The organism is Sinimarinibacterium thermocellulolyticum (genome assembly GCF_040327995.1).
In the GTDB taxonomy this organism is placed as follows: domain Bacteria; phylum Pseudomonadota; class Gammaproteobacteria; order Nevskiales; family Nevskiaceae; genus Solimonas; species Solimonas thermocellulolyticum.
The window spans coordinates 248,159-261,642 of record NZ_JBEPIJ010000003.1 but is presented as its reverse complement, the minus strand read 5'-3'; the positions used below and the strand labels follow the sequence as shown (position 1 = coordinate 261,642).

Below are 13,484 nucleotides of genomic sequence, written 5' to 3'. Positions count from 1 at the left end.
CAGAGAAACGTAGCTGAACATCGCACCCTGCTGGATTTCTATTCCCCGCATCCCAGACCCCTGTTTGGAATGTCGCGCGTATAGACCGCAGAATTCATGCCGAGTTTTTCAGCAAGCTGCTAGCCAGGCCCGGCAACTTCGGCACGGCGCTCGATGCCTACCTGGCCCGGCACAAACCCTCGCTCGCCTCGTCGAAGAAGGAAACGCCTCCGGCGCCACAGGCTGCCGTCGCGAGCGACCCCTTTCCGGCTCGCCCGGCCAAGGGCCCGGTCGGGTGTCGTGCAACACGCGCTGCATCAATTCCGATTGCTGGCGCACCTGTGACGACGGACGCAAGGTGAGATTCCAGGCCCAACATAAGTGGAACCCCTTCGAAAACCGCTTCGACTGGGATGCGGGGGTCGTGTTGAAAGATGTCGGAAGGGAAAACACCGCGGGCGCCTATTCCGGATTGCTCCAATCCTTCTTGCTTGCCCGCACCAATGCGTTCCATTCGTCTGGCGGATTCCCGCGTCCGAGCATTTTCTCGAACACGGCATACGGGTCTGATTTGCTGCCCGATGACCGCAGGGTCTGCTCGTCGTTGACCCAGGCGTAAACGATGACCTTCGCCTTCGAGTCATACCGGAAGAATAGCCGATACCGTCTTCCGAGTTTGGCCCGCCGCCAGTGGCTATAAGCCGGCCCCATGGTGTTGCCCAGACGATACTCGTCACGCGCCGGATCGCCCGGTAACACGTCTAGTATCAACTGGATCAAGGCCCGGAAGAACTTGACGTTGGCGTTGGACCCGAATCCCACCGGGTCGTGCTCCTGCGCGCGCAGCACGGCCGCGCGCAGCTTCATCATTTGCTCGATCAGGTTGTCGTGGAACAGCAGTGTCCAACCCTGCCGTTGCATCAGATTTCCACGTCCTCATCGAAATCGTTGCCCAGGGTCACCTTGTGACCCGCATGCTCCAGCATCGAGCGAGCCAGATCATCGGGCAGGCCACGAATGTTCCGGCCGGCTTCGATGTCACGGGCAAGTAGGTTCAGGAATGCACCGATGGCGGGGTCTTCGTGTTCGGCATCGGCACGGGTGACGACGACTTCGCCACCACGCAGTTCGAACGCAACCTTGCCGCCGGTATCGACTCCCAGCGCTTGCCGGATGGACTTGGGCAGCGTGATCTGGCCCTTAGAGGTCAGCGTGGCGACTTCATGAATGGCATGCATGGCGGGTCTCCTGAGAGCGATGCCCGCATCGTAAGGAAAAATCCTTACATCTTCAATCTGGCGTCTCATGACGTCCTCCTGGTTCCGAGGATGTCAGAAATGACGTGACGCCCCTCGAGAGGGCGCGAGGCCGAGCGTGAGGTTCGTAGCGCGCTATTCCTCGCCGAAGTGGTTGGCCGAGCATCACGGCTTCGACGTCAGGCCCGTCCCCGACCAGCCGCAACACTGCCCCTCGCACGGCGGCAAATCTGGCGCCGCGTTTCGGTTCTACGCCAATATGGCGCGGACCGGGGGCGGCATCTGCAATTCCTGCGACAACCTCCGGTCCGGCAACGGCATCGACCTGCTGTTGGGTTGGCTCGTCGGCACCAGGCGCGCCGCCGAGCTGCGCGCCGCCTTCATCACCCTTTCCGGATGGATAGAGGCTTTCGCCGCCGCTCGTGCCGACATCCCGCCGCATCCTTCCCCACAGATCGCGCGCCGCCTACGCGAGTGGGTCATGCGCGGCGACGGTGTGACCGTTGCGGCCCATTGCCTTCGCAAGCTGCCTGGGCGGATGAATTCAAGCTCGACACTTTGCGTCTCCGACCAATCGGCCAGGTCGGTAGTGTCAGGAATCTTTCGCACTTTCGAGTCGGCGGTTGGCCTGATCCGCTCGCACCCCGCGACTGTGGGAGCGCGAGCGGCCGACCGCGCATCGAGGCTCAGCCCGATCGTGCCGCGGATCGCTTGCGCGCGAGATCGTAACGGTCGAGGTTCATGACCTTGACCCAGGCGGCGGCGAAGTCGTCGACGAACTTTTCGTGCGCGTCGGCGCTGGCGTAGACCTCGGCGAGAGCGCGCAGCTCCGCGTTCGCGCCGAACACCAGATCGACGCGTGTGGCGGTCCAGCAGAGTGCACCGCTGCGCCGGTCGCGCCCCTCGTAGACGCCGTCAACCGCGGATGGTCGCCACTGGGTGCGCATGTCGAGCAGGTTGACGAAGAAGTCGTTGGTCAGGGCACCGACTCGCTGCGTCAGCACGCCATGCTTGCTGCCGTCGGCGTTGATACCGAGCACACGCAAGCCACCGACCAGCACCGTCATCTCGGGTGCGGTCAGCGTCAGCAACTGCGCCTTGTCGATCAGCAGTGCCTCGGCCGGCACTTCATACTTGGCCTTCAGATAGTTGCGGAAGCCGTCGGCAACCGGCTCCAGCGGCGCGAATGACGCGGCGTCCGTCTGCTCGGCGGTCGCGTCGGTGCGGCCCGGCGTGAACGGGACGGTCAGGTCATGTCCGGCCTTCTTCGCCGCCTGCTCGATGCCGACGCCGCCGGCGAGCACGATCAGGTCGGCGAGCGAGACCTTCTTGCCGCCGGACTGCGCGGCATTGAACGCCTGCTGGACCTGTTCGAGCGCCTCGAGCACCTTGGCGAGCTGCGCCGGCTGGTTGACCGCCCAGTCCTTCTGCGGCGCGAGCCGGATCCGCGCGCCATTGGCGCCGCCGCGCTTGTCCGAGCCGCGGAACGTGGACGCGGACGCCCAGGCGGTCGCCACCAGCTCGGACACGGAAAGGCCCGAGGCCTGGATCTTCTGCTTGAGCGCGACGATGTCCCCTTCGTCGACCAGCGGGTGATCGACCGAAGGCACCGGGTCCTGCCAGATGAAATCCTCGGCCGGCACCTCCGGCCCCAGGTAGCGCGCCTTCGGCCCCATGTCGCGATGGGTCAGCTTGAACCAGGCGCGCGCGAAAGCCTCGGCGAACTGTTCGGGGTGTTCTAGGAAACGCCGCGAGATCTTCTCGTAGGCCGGGTCGAAGCGCAGCGACAAGTCCGTCGTCAGCATCGTCGGCTTGTGCGTTTTCGACGGGTCGTGCGCATCGGGAATGATCGCGTCGGCGTCCTTCGCCACCCATTGATACGCGCCGGCGGGGCTCTTGGTCAGCTCCCACTCGTAGGCGAACAGGTGCTTGAAGAAGTCGTGACCCCACTTCGATGGAGTGGTCGTCCAGGTGACCTCGGGCCCGCCGGTGATGGTGTCGGCGCCCTTGCCGCTGCCGTGCCGGCTGATCCAGCCCAAGCCCTGCGCTTCGAGCTCGGCGGCCTCCGGCGCCGGACCGACCAGCGCAGCGTCGCCGGCGCCGTGCGCCTTGCCAAACGTGTGACCGCCGGCGATCAGCGCGACGGTCTCCTCGTCGTCCATCGCCATGCGGCGGAAGGTTTCGCGGATGTCGCGTGCAGCGGCAACCGGGTCGGGATTGCCGTTCGGCCCTTCGGGATTGACGTAGATCAGGCCCATCTGCACCGCGGCGAGCGGGTTCTCCAGCTCGCGTTCGCCGTGGTGGCGCCGATCATCGAGCCAGTTGGTCTCGCGGCCCCAGTAGACATCCTGATCCGGCTCCCAAGTGTCGGCCCGACCGCCGCCGAAACCCAGGGTCTTGAAGCCCATGGATTCGAGCGCGACGTTGCCGGCGAGAATCATCAGATCGGCCCAGGAAATCTGGCGGCCGTACTTCTGCTTGATCGGCCACAGCAGACGGCGCGCCTTGTCGAGATTGGCATTGTCCGGCCAGCTGTTGAGCGGGGCGAAGCGCTGCTGGCCGCGGCCGGCGCCGCCGCGGCCGTCACCGACGCGATAGGTGCCGGCACTGTGCCAGGCCATGCGCACGAACAAGGGGCCGTAGTGGCCGAAGTCCGCAGGCCACCAGTCCTGCGAATCGGTCATCAGCGCATGCAGGTCTTTCTTGAGCGCGGCGTAGTCGAGGCGGCTGAACGCCTCCGCGTAGTCGAAGTCCGCGCCCATGGGGTCGGACTTCGACGAATGCTGGCGCAGCAGGTCGACGCGTAGCTGACGGGGCCACCAGTCGCGGTTGGCGGTGCCATCGGCGGCGGTGGGATGGAAGGGGCACTGAGCAGGTTGATTGGACACGGGGCTGGCCTTTTACGCTGGGTGGAGACTTTGGCGCACCGTAAACCCGCGGCCTCTATTTGTAAAATTGATTGTATATTACACTTCGATAGATTTTTCCTTGCAGTTTACCGCCGGCGGTTGGCGAAACATGCGTCGATCCCGGAGACTACGCGCCCTTTCGTGATCGGCCCGTCGTCGTCCATGTCTTGCGATCTGCTGCTCGAAATCGGCACCGAAGACCTGCCCGCCCGCTACGTCCAGCCGCTCGCCGAGGCCTTGCGCGACGGACTGTGCAAGGGGCTCACGACGCGGGGGATCGCCCACGCCGGCGTGCGGATCTTTGCGACGCCGCGGCGCATCGCGACGCTCATCGACGCGGTCGCCGAGCGCCAGAACGAGCAGACCGTCGAACGCCTGGGCCCCGCGCTGACTGCCGCATTCAGGGACGGCCAGCCGACGCCGGCGGCGCTCGGCTTCGCCAAGTCCTGCGGCGTGCAGGTTTCGGCGCTGGGACAAAAAGACGGCAAGCTGTATTTCGCGAAGAAGACGCCGGGCCGCGCAACGGCCGAGCTCTTGCCCGAGATCTTCGAGGACACGCTCAAGGCGATGGATGCCCTCGTACCCAAGCGCATGCGCTGGGGCAGCGGCGAGGGAACCTTCGTGCGGCCGGTGCAGTGGCTGGTGTGCCTGCTGGGTGGTGAGGTCGTTCCGCTGGCGCGCTTCGGTCTGAGCGCGAGCAACGTCACCTACGGCCACCGCTTCCATGCGCCGGCGGCCATCCCCCTGCGCGCGCCAGCGGACTACCCGGCCGCGCTCACGGCCGCCAAGGTCTGGGCCGACATCGACTCGCGCCGCGCCGAGATCCGCCGTCAGGTGCAAGCGCAGGCCGCCGCGCTGGGGGGCCACGCCCGCATCTGCGAGGCGCTGCTCGACGAGGTCACGGCACTGGTCGAGTGGCCGGTCGCCATCACCGGTCACTTCGAGCCGCACTTCCTCGAACTGCCGCCGGAGGTGATCGTCGCCACCGTCGAAACCAACCAGCGCTATTTCACCGTGTTCCACGACGTGGAGCAGACGGTGCTGACCAACGCGTTCATCACCGTGTGCAACATCGAGTCGCGCGATGTCGCTCAGGTGATCGCCGGCAACGAGCGCGTGGTGCGCCCGCGCCTCTCCGACGCGCTGTTCTTCTGGCAGCAGGATCTCAAGCAGCCGCTGGCGGCCTACCTGCCAGGGCTCGATCGCGTGACCTTCCACAAGGATCTCGGCAGCATCGGCGACAAAGCCCGGCGCCTGCGCGACCTCGCGGCGTCCATCGCCGCGGCGCTGGGGGTGGACAAGGCCGCGGTCGCGCATGCCGCCACGCTGTGCAAGGCCGATCTCGTCACCAAGATGGTCTACGAGTTCCCCGAGCTGCAGGGCCTGATGGGCGGCTACTACGCCGCGAAATCGGGCGAGGGCGCCGAAGTGTCGCAGGCGATTCGCGAGCACTACCTGCCGACGCAGCAGGGGACGCCGATCCCGTCCACACGCATCGGCCAGATCCTCGCGCTCGCCGACAAGCTGGACACCCTGGCCGGCATCTTCGCCATCGGCCAGAAGCCCAGCGCGAGCAAGGATCCGTACGCCCTGCGCCGCGCCGCGCTCGGCGTGCTGCGCATCTGCCTGGAGGCCGAGCTGCCGCTGGACCTGCGCACGTTGCTGTCCGCGGCGCTGGCGCTGCAGCCGGCGTCCGCGCGCAGCGATGCGGTGCTGCGCGAGCTCGAGGATTTCATCTTCGAACGCCTGCGCGCCCATCTCGTCGGCCGCAACGTGGACGGCCGTGACATCACCGCGGAGACTTTCGAGGCCGTGCGGGCGATGGACGTCACGCAGCCGCTCGATTTCCTGCGCCGCCTTTTGGCCGTGCACGCCTTTGTCGCCGAAACGGCGGCGCCGGACCTCGCCGCCGCCAACAAGCGCGTGCGCAACATCCTCCGGCAGGCCGGCACCGTCGCCGGCGCGGTGGATCCGGCGCGCCTTGCGCTCGACGCCGAGCGCGTCCTGTTCGAGCGCATGAACGCGCTCGAGGCCGAGAACGCGCGCATCGGCGACTATCGCACGCGCCTGGTGAACCTCGCCGCGCTGCGCGCGCCGGTCGATGCCTTCTTCGACGAGGTCATGGTCAACGTCGATGATGCCGCCCTGCGCGCCAACCGCCTCGCGCTGCTCGCCCAGCTCGACCGTCTGTGCCGCTCGGTCGCCGATCTGGCCTGCCTGCCAGGGCGAACGGACGCTGCGGCGTGACACCATGCGCATCGCATCGCCCGGCCGCGGTGGGCGAGCCGGCGGCCTTCGCGAAGCGCGGCTTCGCGCCGGCGCACGCCCGGCCCGTGTTTGCTCGGGGCGAGGCATGACGCAAAGTCATGCCGAGTCAAGCAAACTGGCCGGGCTGGGGGCCGTGCCAAGCACGGCTGACGGAGTGCGTGCGTGAAGATCGTCATACTCGACCGCGATGGCGTCATCAACGAAGACTCGCCGGACTACATCAAGTCGGTCGCCGAATGGCGCCCCATTCCCGGCAGCCTGGAGGCGATCGCGCGGCTGTGTCAGGCAGGCTTTCGCGTGTTCGTCGCCAGTAACCAGTCCGGCCTCGGCCGCGGCCTGTTCGACTACGACGCCTTCTGCGCCGTCAACGACACACTGCAGCAACGGCTCGCGGAACTGGGCGGACGCATCGACGCCATCGCTTTCGCCCCGGAGCATCCGGATCGGGCGACGCCGATGCGCAAACCGGCGCCGGGCATGATCCTGGATCTGGCACGGCGCCTGAATCTAAGCCCCGAGCTGATCCCGGTGGTGGGCGATTCCTGGCGCGATATCGAGGCGGCACGCGCGGCCAAGGCGCGGCCTATCCTCGTGCGCACCGGCAATGGACTGCGCACCGAGGCCGAACACCGCGCGGAGCTGCGCGGCGTCGCGGTCTACGACGATCTGGCCGCGTACACCCGCGCGCTGATCGCCGCGCAGCAGGCGCTCCCGCAGATCAACTGAGCACGCGCCTTGAGCGATCGCGCGCCAAGACCCCCATGGCGCAGACACGCGCCCTCGGTCCAGCCCGGCCCGGCGGCCGGTTCGGCCACTGGACGAACCGCACAGCCCCGCCTCACCCGCAGGCGGCATAGTCCTCACGCAGGCGTTCGATCGCAACGCCGATCTGTTTCACGTCCGGCACCGCACCGGGCTTATCGATCACCAGACGCAGGCGCCGGATCGGAAAATCCTCGAAGAGCCGGCGCGCGATGCCTTCGGCGAGGGTCTCCAGCAGGGCCGGCTGCAGGGTCTGCGCCAGCCGTGTCACCGTCTCGACCACGGCGGCGTAGTCGATGGCATCGCGGATCTGATCGCTGGACGCGGCGTCGCGAATGTCGGTTCCCAGCTCCAGATCGAACACCAGCGCTCGTTCGAGACGACGCTCCCAGGCGTGCACGCCGATGATGGCATCGACGCGCAGCCCGCGGATGAAGATCGTGTCCATGCAAGGTCCGGATCAAGCCGCGCTGCGTGGCGGCGTGAGGCTGTCGAGCGGCCAGCGCGGGGTCGTGAACAGCGCGCCACCGGGCATCTGCCCGTCGCGGCGCCGCACCCAGCCGGTGTACGCGACCATCGCGGCATTGTCGGTACAAAACGCGAGCCGCGGGAAGTACAGCGCAAACCCGCCCCGCCGCGCGCGTTCGGCCAGCTTCTCGCGCAAGCGGCGATTGGCGCCGACGCCGCCGGCGACGATCACGCGCTCCAGCTGCGCCGCCTGCAGCGCGCGCTCGACCTTGATCGCCAGCGTGTCGGTCACCGCCTCTTCGAACGCGAGCGCCAGATCGGCGCGCGTTTGCGCATCGGCATCCGCCGGCAAGGCGGTGAGCACGGCGGTCTTGAGTCCGCTGAAGCTGAACTCGAGGCCCGGCCGGTCGGTCATCGGCCGCGGAAAGTGGAAGCGGCCGGCGCGCCCCTGCTCGGCGAGTCGAGCCAGATGCGGCCCGCCCGGATACGGCAGGCCGAGCAGCTTGGCAGTCTTGTCGAAGGCCTCGCCGACGGCGTCGTCGAGGCTCTCACCGAGCAGCTCGTAGACACCATGGCCGCGCACCGCGACCAGCATCGTGTGCCCGCCCGAAACCAAAAGCGCGAGAAACGGAAACGCCGGCGCCGGGTCTTCGAGCATGGGCGCGAGCAGATGCGCCTCCATGTGGTGCACCGGGATCAGCGGCACGCCCAGCGCGCTCGCCATGCCGGATGCAACCGCGGCACCGACCATCAGCGCGCCGATCAGGCCGGGACCGGCGGTGTAGGCGATGCCGCCCAGCTCGCCCGCCTGCACGCCGGCGTCGGCGAGCGCGGCGCGGATCAGGCCGTTGATGCGGCGCACGTGATCGCGCGAGGCGAGCTCGGGCACCACGCCGCCGTACTGGGCGTGCAGCTTCACCTGACTGTACAGGCAATGCGCGAGCAAACCGCGCTCGCCGCAGTAAATCGCGGCGGCGGTTTCGTCGCAGGAGGTCTCGATGCCGAGTATCGGCCCGGGCCGCAGACCGGCCGCGCACGCGGAGGGGTTCATGGGGCCATTGTAGCCATCCGCGCCGGGCGGATTGCGCGGCGCCGCCCATGCGGCTAGAATCGCGCCCCTTTCGTGGGCCTGTCCCCGAGTCCGCACCAAGCGAGTGAGTCGTTCATGCCTTCCGTCCGCGTTCGTGAGAACGAGCCTTTCGAAGTGGCTTTGCGCCGGTTCAAGCGCACCTGCGAAAAAGCCGGTGTCCTGACCGATCTACGTAAGCACGAGTACTACGAGAAACCGAGCCAGGAGCGCAAGCGCAAGCGTGCGGCCGCCATCAAGCGCCAGGCCAAGAAAGTCCAGCGTGAGTCGAACCGGCGGATCCGCCTCTTCTGAGGCCAACGCGCGTTTGGCGTCCTGACGAGCCCGGCGGCTCGGCGGGGCAACGGTTACCCGGACCGCTTTCCCTCGCCGGCGGCGACTGTTCAAGTAAGCGCATCACGCGGCGGCATGGCCGCGTTTTGTGTTTCTGGAGATCGAGTGATGAGCGAGCTCAAGACCCGCATTAACGAGGACGTGAAGACCGCGATGCGCGCCGGCGACAAGCCACGCTTGTCGGTCCTGCGCATGCTACAGGCGGAGCTCAAGCAGCGTGAGGTGGTCGACGCCGTCGAGCTGACCGAGGCGGTGATCCACGCGGTGGTCGAAAAGATGATCAAGCAGCGCCGCGACGCACAGGCGCAGTTCCAGAATGCCGGCCGCACCGATCTCGCCGACAAGGAGGCCGCGGAGATCGCCGTGCTGCTCGACTACCTGCCGCAGCAGCTCGGCGAGGCCGAAGTCGCCGCGCTGATCGAACAGGCGATCACCGAAACCGGCGCCGCCGGCGGCAAGGACATCGGCAAGGTCATGGCCTGGATCAAGCCCCGGGCTCAGGGGCGCACCGACATGGGCAAGCTGTCGGGCCTGATCAAGGCGAAACTCGGGTAGATTGGGGCTCCGCTTGTTTTGAAAGTCGCCGCCAGTGAGGCGGATCGGAAGACAGTCCGGTGAACTGTCTTCACGCCGAACGGCGGCGGCTTGTCAGGACGACAAATGTCCCGCATTCCCGACGCCTTCATCCACGAGCTGCTGGCGCGCACCGACATCGTCGAGCTGATCGGCGCGCGCATCGAACTCAAGCGCGCCGGACGCGAGCTGCGCGGGCTGTCGCCCTTCACGAACGAGAAGACCCCCTCGTTCTACGTGAATCCGAACAAGCAGATGTTCTTCGACTTCAGCTCGGGCAAGAACGGCAACGCCATCGGCTTTCTGATGGAGTACGACCGCCTGAGTTTCGTCGAGGCGGTCGAGGCGCTGGCGCAGCGCGCCGGCATGGAAGTCCCCCGCGAAGGCGGGCGGGACACGCGCGTGGTCATGGACGGCCCGCTCGATGCGCTCGCGGCCGCGCAGCGCTTCTACCGCGAACGCCTGCGCGAGAGCCCGGAGGCGATCGAGTACTTGAAAAAGCGTGGCGTGTCCGGCGAAACCGCCAAGCGGTTCGGGATCGGCTTCGCCCCCGATCGCTGGGACGCGCTGACGCGCTTTCTCAAGGACACGCGCCACGCGATCACCGCCGGTCTGCTGATCGAGCGAGACGGCGGCGGCTGTTACGACCGCTTTCGCAACCGCATCATGTTCCCGATCCGCGACCCCCGCGGGCGCGTCGTCGGCTTTGGCGGCCGCACCCTCGGCAATGACCCGGCCAAGTACCTGAACTCGCCGGAAACCCCGCTGTTCCACAAGGGTCGCCACCTCTACGGGCTATACGAGGCGAAGCAGGCACGCACCACCGCACTCGCGCAGCTCCTGGTGGTCGAAGGCTATATGGACGTGGTGATGCTCGCGCAGCACGGTATACACGGAGCGGTCGCGACCCTGGGCACCGCGACGACGCGCGAACACCTGCAACTGCTGTTCAAGTCGACCAGCAAAGTGGTGTTCTGCTTCGACGGCGATCGCGCCGGCCGCGCGGCGGCGTGGCGCGCGCTCGAACAGGCGCTGCCGGAGAGCGTAGAGGGGCGCGAATGTGCGTTCATGTTCCTGCCCGAGGGCCATGATCCGGACACACTGGTGCAGGCCGAAGGCGCTGCGGCGTTCCGTGCGCGCATCGCCCAGGCGCAACCCTTGTCACGCTTTTTGCTCGACGAGCTGGCCAAGCAGGTCGATCTCGGTACGGTCGAAGGCCGCGCACGGTTGATCGCGCTGGCGCGCCCCCACCTCGACAAGCTGCGCGAGGGTGCGCTGCGCACGCTCATGCTCGAAGAACTGGCGCGGCTCGCGCGCGTGGGCCGCGATGACGTCGAAGCGGGGATGCGCAAACCGGCCAGCACCCCTGTCGTGCAGCGCGGCGACCCGGCGCCGCCGCCCGTGGCGCGGCCGGTACGGCGGCTGCTGCAGTTGCTGTTGGAGCGCCCGCGGCTGGCCGAGCGCATCGACAACGTCCCGCTGCTGCTTAAGGCCGGCGTGCCCGGTGTCGACGTCCTGATCGCGGCCGCGGACTTCTTTCTCGCACGTGCCGACGCCCATGCCGGCCATCTGATCGAGGCATGGAAGGACGAGCCACGCGGCCACGCGATCGCACGGCTGCTGGCGCAGCGCGACGTCGCACTCGACGATGCCGCGATCGAGGCCGAATTCGTCGACGGCCTGGCCCGCCTGCGCGACAAGGCGCTGCGCGCCCGTGTCCAGACGCTACTGGAACAGGCGCGCGTGCGCAGCCTGAGCGGGCCGGAAACGCGCGAGATCGAGGTGATCACGCGCCGGCTCGCCGGACGCTCGGGCGAACCTGGCCCCTGACCGGCGGCCCGCGATCGGCGATCGATGGTATGATAACGGGTTCTTTGGACCGCCAGACCGATTCGGCGACGACACGAGATTTGCATGGCCAACACGAACAGTGACAAGACCGAGAAGGCGCATCTGAGCGAAAAGCAGGCGCAGAAGCAGTCCCAGATCAAGCTGCTGATCGCGCTCGGCAAGGAGAAAGGCTACCTGACCTATGCCGAGGTCGCCGACCATCTGCCCGAAATCGTCGATACCGAGCAGATCGAGGACATCATCAGCATGATCCAGGCGATGGGCATCCCGGTTCACGAGGAAGCCCCGGAAGAGGATCAACAGCTGTTCTCCGAACCCGCGGTCGTCGCGACCAACGAGGAAGAAGAAGAGGCCGCCGAGGAAGCCGCCGCGGCCATCGCCGCGCTCGACGACCAGTTCGGGCGCACCACCGATCCGGTGCGCATGTACATGCGCGAGATGGGCAGCGTAGAGCTGCTCGACCGCGAGGGTGAAATCCGCATCGCCAAGCGCATCGAAGAAGGCCTCAACGAGGCCATGTTCGCGATGGCGCAATACCCCGAGACGGTGGCGATCCTGCTGGAAGCCTACGAGAGCCACAAGCGGGGCAACAAGCGGCTCAGCGACATCGTCACCGGATTCTTCGATCCCAATGCACCGGACGAGATTCCGCCGCCCGCCCCGCCGCCGAGCGAAGAGCCCGACGAAGAGGAAGACGAGGACGAGGACGGCGAGAACGGCGACGCCGACGAGGACGAGGCGGCCGACACCGGCCCCGACCCGGTCGTCACCGCCGAAGCCTTCGCCGAGCTGCAAAAGCTCTACGATCAGGCTTGGGACGCCCTGGTCAAGCGCGGCAGTCAAGACAAGAAAACGCAGGAGAAGCGCGAGGCCGTGGCGCGCCACATCATGACCTTCAAGCTGTCGCCGAAGATCGTCGACGAGGTCACCCGCAACCTGCGCGACAAAATCGATCTGATCCGCCGCACCGAGCGACAGATCATGCGCATCTGTGTGGTCGACGCCGGCATGAGCCGCGAGGAGTTCCTCAAGCTCTACCGCGAGCCGGGTGCCGCGACCAGCCCGGACTGGATCAACAAGGCGATCCGCGCCAAGCGCAAGTACTCCGCCGAGCTCAACAACCGCAAGCAGGAGATCTTCGCGCTGCAGGAAACCCTCAAGAAGATGGAGGGCGACAACCTGCTCTCGCTCGACGAGATCAAGGACATCTATCGCCGCGTCAACGTCGGTGAGGCCAAGGCGCGCCGCGCGAAGAAGGAGATGGTCGAGGCCAACCTGCGCCTCGTGATCTCCATCGCCAAGAAGTACACCAACCGCGGGCTGCAGTTCCTCGACCTGATCCAGGAAGGCAACATCGGCCTGATGAAGGCGGTCGACAAGTTCGAGTTCCGTCGTGGCTTCAAGTTCTCGACGTACGCCACTTGGTGGATCCGTCAGGCGATCACGCGTTCGATCGCCGATCAGGCGCGCACCATCCGCATCCCGGTGCACATGATCGAGACGATCAACAAGCTCAACCGCATCTCACGGCAAATGCTGCAAGAGATGGGCCGCGAGCCGACGCCCGAGGAACTGGCGAAGCGCATGGAGATGCCCGAGGACAAAATCCGCAAGGTGCTCAAGATCGCCAAGGAACCGATCTCTATGGAAACGCCGATCGGCGACGACGAGGATTCGCACCTCGGCGACTTCATCGAGGACACCTCGGCCGTGTCACCGCTGGAGGAGGCGACCTCGCGCTCGCTCGCCGAGGCCACGCACCAGATCCTCGCCAGCCTGACCCCGCGCGAAGCCAAGGTGCTGCGCATGCGCTTCGGCATCGACATGACCACCGATCACACGCTCGAGGAGGTTGGCAAGCAGTTCGACGTGACCCGCGAGCGCATCCGCCAGATCGAAGCCAAGGCGCTGCGCAAGCTGCGCCATCCGAGCCGCGCCAACTACCTGCGCAGCTTCCTCGAGGAGTGAGGACACGGGGCTCACGAATCCCGGCGGCAT

12 protein-coding genes are annotated in these 13,484 nt (G+C 66.9%); 7 read left to right on the top strand and 5 right to left on the bottom strand.

Going from position 1 to position 13,484, the window contains the following annotated elements; genetic code table 11:
- Nucleotides 1–441: 441 nt before the first annotated feature.
- Nucleotides 442–900 carry a type II toxin-antitoxin system YhaV family toxin gene (locus ABSH63_RS04440; RefSeq protein ID WP_352887804.1) on the bottom strand — a complete coding sequence of 153 codons (459 nt, stop codon included), beginning with the start codon at nucleotides 898–900 and terminating at the stop codon, nucleotides 442–444.
- A complete protein-coding gene (locus ABSH63_RS04435; RefSeq protein ID WP_352887816.1) occupies nucleotides 900–1,217 on the bottom strand; it encodes a type II toxin-antitoxin system PrlF family antitoxin in 318 nt (105 codons plus the stop codon). The genes ABSH63_RS04440 and ABSH63_RS04435 overlap by 1 nt, the downstream gene beginning before the upstream one ends.
- Before the next feature lie 136 nt (nucleotides 1,218–1,353).
- Here ABSH63_RS04435 and ABSH63_RS04430 point away from each other — a divergent pair, with 136 nt between their 5' ends.
- Nucleotides 1,354–1,980, top strand: coding sequence for a primase-helicase zinc-binding domain-containing protein (locus ABSH63_RS04430; RefSeq protein ID WP_352887802.1), 627 nt, complete (start codon nucleotides 1,354–1,356; stop codon nucleotides 1,978–1,980).
- On the opposite strand, the gene katG is transcribed toward ABSH63_RS04430, so the two are convergent.
- The gene (gene katG / locus ABSH63_RS04425; protein WP_352887800.1) at nucleotides 1,922–4,123 is read right to left on the bottom strand and encodes a catalase/peroxidase HPI; all 2,202 of its coding nucleotides are present in this window, start codon (nucleotides 4,121–4,123) and stop codon (nucleotides 1,922–1,924) included. The two genes, ABSH63_RS04430 and katG, sit on opposite strands and share 59 nt — an antisense overlap.
- Nucleotides 4,124–4,306: 183 nt before the next feature.
- Between katG and glyS the strand changes: the two genes are divergently transcribed.
- Both glyS and gmhB read left to right on the top strand, forming a co-directional pair.
- Nucleotides 4,307–6,391, top strand: a complete 2,085-nt coding sequence (gene glyS / locus ABSH63_RS04420; protein WP_352887798.1) for a glycine--tRNA ligase subunit beta — start codon at nucleotides 4,307–4,309, stop codon at nucleotides 6,389–6,391.
- A gap of 183 nt (nucleotides 6,392–6,574) precedes the next feature.
- Nucleotides 6,575–7,138 (top strand): D-glycero-beta-D-manno-heptose 1,7-bisphosphate 7-phosphatase, encoded by a 564-nt coding sequence (gene gmhB, locus ABSH63_RS04415; protein ID WP_352887796.1) that lies wholly within the window; start codon nucleotides 6,575–6,577, stop codon nucleotides 7,136–7,138.
- A gap of 112 nt (nucleotides 7,139–7,250) precedes the next feature.
- Here the strand turns inward: gmhB and folB are convergent, their stop codons facing one another.
- Nucleotides 7,251–7,622: a dihydroneopterin aldolase gene (gene folB, locus ABSH63_RS04410; RefSeq protein WP_352887794.1), complete on the bottom strand. Its 372-nt coding sequence runs from the start codon at nucleotides 7,620–7,622 to the stop codon at nucleotides 7,251–7,253.
- 12 nt (nucleotides 7,623–7,634) lie between these two features.
- Nucleotides 7,635–8,693, bottom strand: a complete 1,059-nt coding sequence (gene tsaD / locus ABSH63_RS04405) for a tRNA (adenosine(37)-N6)-threonylcarbamoyltransferase complex transferase subunit TsaD (protein ID WP_352887792.1) — start codon at nucleotides 8,691–8,693, stop codon at nucleotides 7,635–7,637.
- A gap of 114 nt (nucleotides 8,694–8,807) precedes the next feature.
- Between tsaD and rpsU the strand changes: the two genes are divergently transcribed.
- The 4 genes from rpsU (at nucleotide 8,808) to rpoD (ending at nucleotide 13,454) form a co-directional block, all read left to right on the top strand.
- Nucleotides 8,808–9,023, top strand: coding sequence for a 30S ribosomal protein S21 (gene rpsU / locus ABSH63_RS04400; protein ID WP_352887791.1), 216 nt, complete (start codon nucleotides 8,808–8,810; stop codon nucleotides 9,021–9,023).
- A gap of 147 nt (nucleotides 9,024–9,170) precedes the next feature.
- Nucleotides 9,171–9,617 carry a GatB/YqeY domain-containing protein gene (locus tag ABSH63_RS04395; protein WP_352887789.1) on the top strand — a complete coding sequence of 149 codons (447 nt, stop codon included), beginning with the start codon at nucleotides 9,171–9,173 and terminating at the stop codon, nucleotides 9,615–9,617.
- Between the two features lie 105 nt (nucleotides 9,618–9,722).
- Entirely contained in the window at nucleotides 9,723–11,465 is a 1,743-nt protein-coding gene (dnaG, locus tag ABSH63_RS04390) for a DNA primase (protein ID WP_352887787.1), read from the top strand.
- 84 nt (nucleotides 11,466–11,549) lie between these two features.
- Nucleotides 11,550–13,454: an RNA polymerase sigma factor RpoD gene (rpoD, locus tag ABSH63_RS04385; protein WP_352887786.1), complete on the top strand. Its 1,905-nt coding sequence runs from the start codon at nucleotides 11,550–11,552 to the stop codon at nucleotides 13,452–13,454.
- The last annotated feature ends 30 nt before the right edge of the window (nucleotides 13,455–13,484 follow it).

What these genes read in the sequence shown, in the direction of transcription:
- glyS (WP_352887798.1), top strand. Translation starts at nt 4,307, where the DNA reads ATGTCTTGCGATCTGCTGCTCGAAATCGGCACCGAAGACCTGCCCGCC.
- rpoD (WP_352887786.1), top strand. Translation starts at nt 11,550, where the DNA reads ATGGCCAACACGAACAGTGACAAGACCGAGAAGGCGCATCTGAGCGAA.
- ABSH63_RS04440 (WP_352887804.1), bottom strand. Translation starts at nt 900, where the DNA reads ATGCAACGGCAGGGTTGGACACTGCTGTTCCACGACAACCTGATCGAG.
- tsaD (WP_352887792.1), bottom strand. Translation starts at nt 8,693, where the DNA reads ATGAACCCCTCCGCGTGCGCGGCCGGTCTGCGGCCCGGGCCGATACTC.
- dnaG (WP_352887787.1), top strand. Translation starts at nt 9,723, where the DNA reads ATGTCCCGCATTCCCGACGCCTTCATCCACGAGCTGCTGGCGCGCACC.
- folB (WP_352887794.1), bottom strand. Translation starts at nt 7,622, where the DNA reads ATGGACACGATCTTCATCCGCGGGCTGCGCGTCGATGCCATCATCGGC.
- ABSH63_RS04395 (WP_352887789.1), top strand. Translation starts at nt 9,171, where the DNA reads ATGAGCGAGCTCAAGACCCGCATTAACGAGGACGTGAAGACCGCGATG.
- rpsU (WP_352887791.1), top strand. Translation starts at nt 8,808, where the DNA reads ATGCCTTCCGTCCGCGTTCGTGAGAACGAGCCTTTCGAAGTGGCTTTG.
- ABSH63_RS04435 (WP_352887816.1), bottom strand. Translation starts at nt 1,217, where the DNA reads ATGCATGCCATTCATGAAGTCGCCACGCTGACCTCTAAGGGCCAGATC.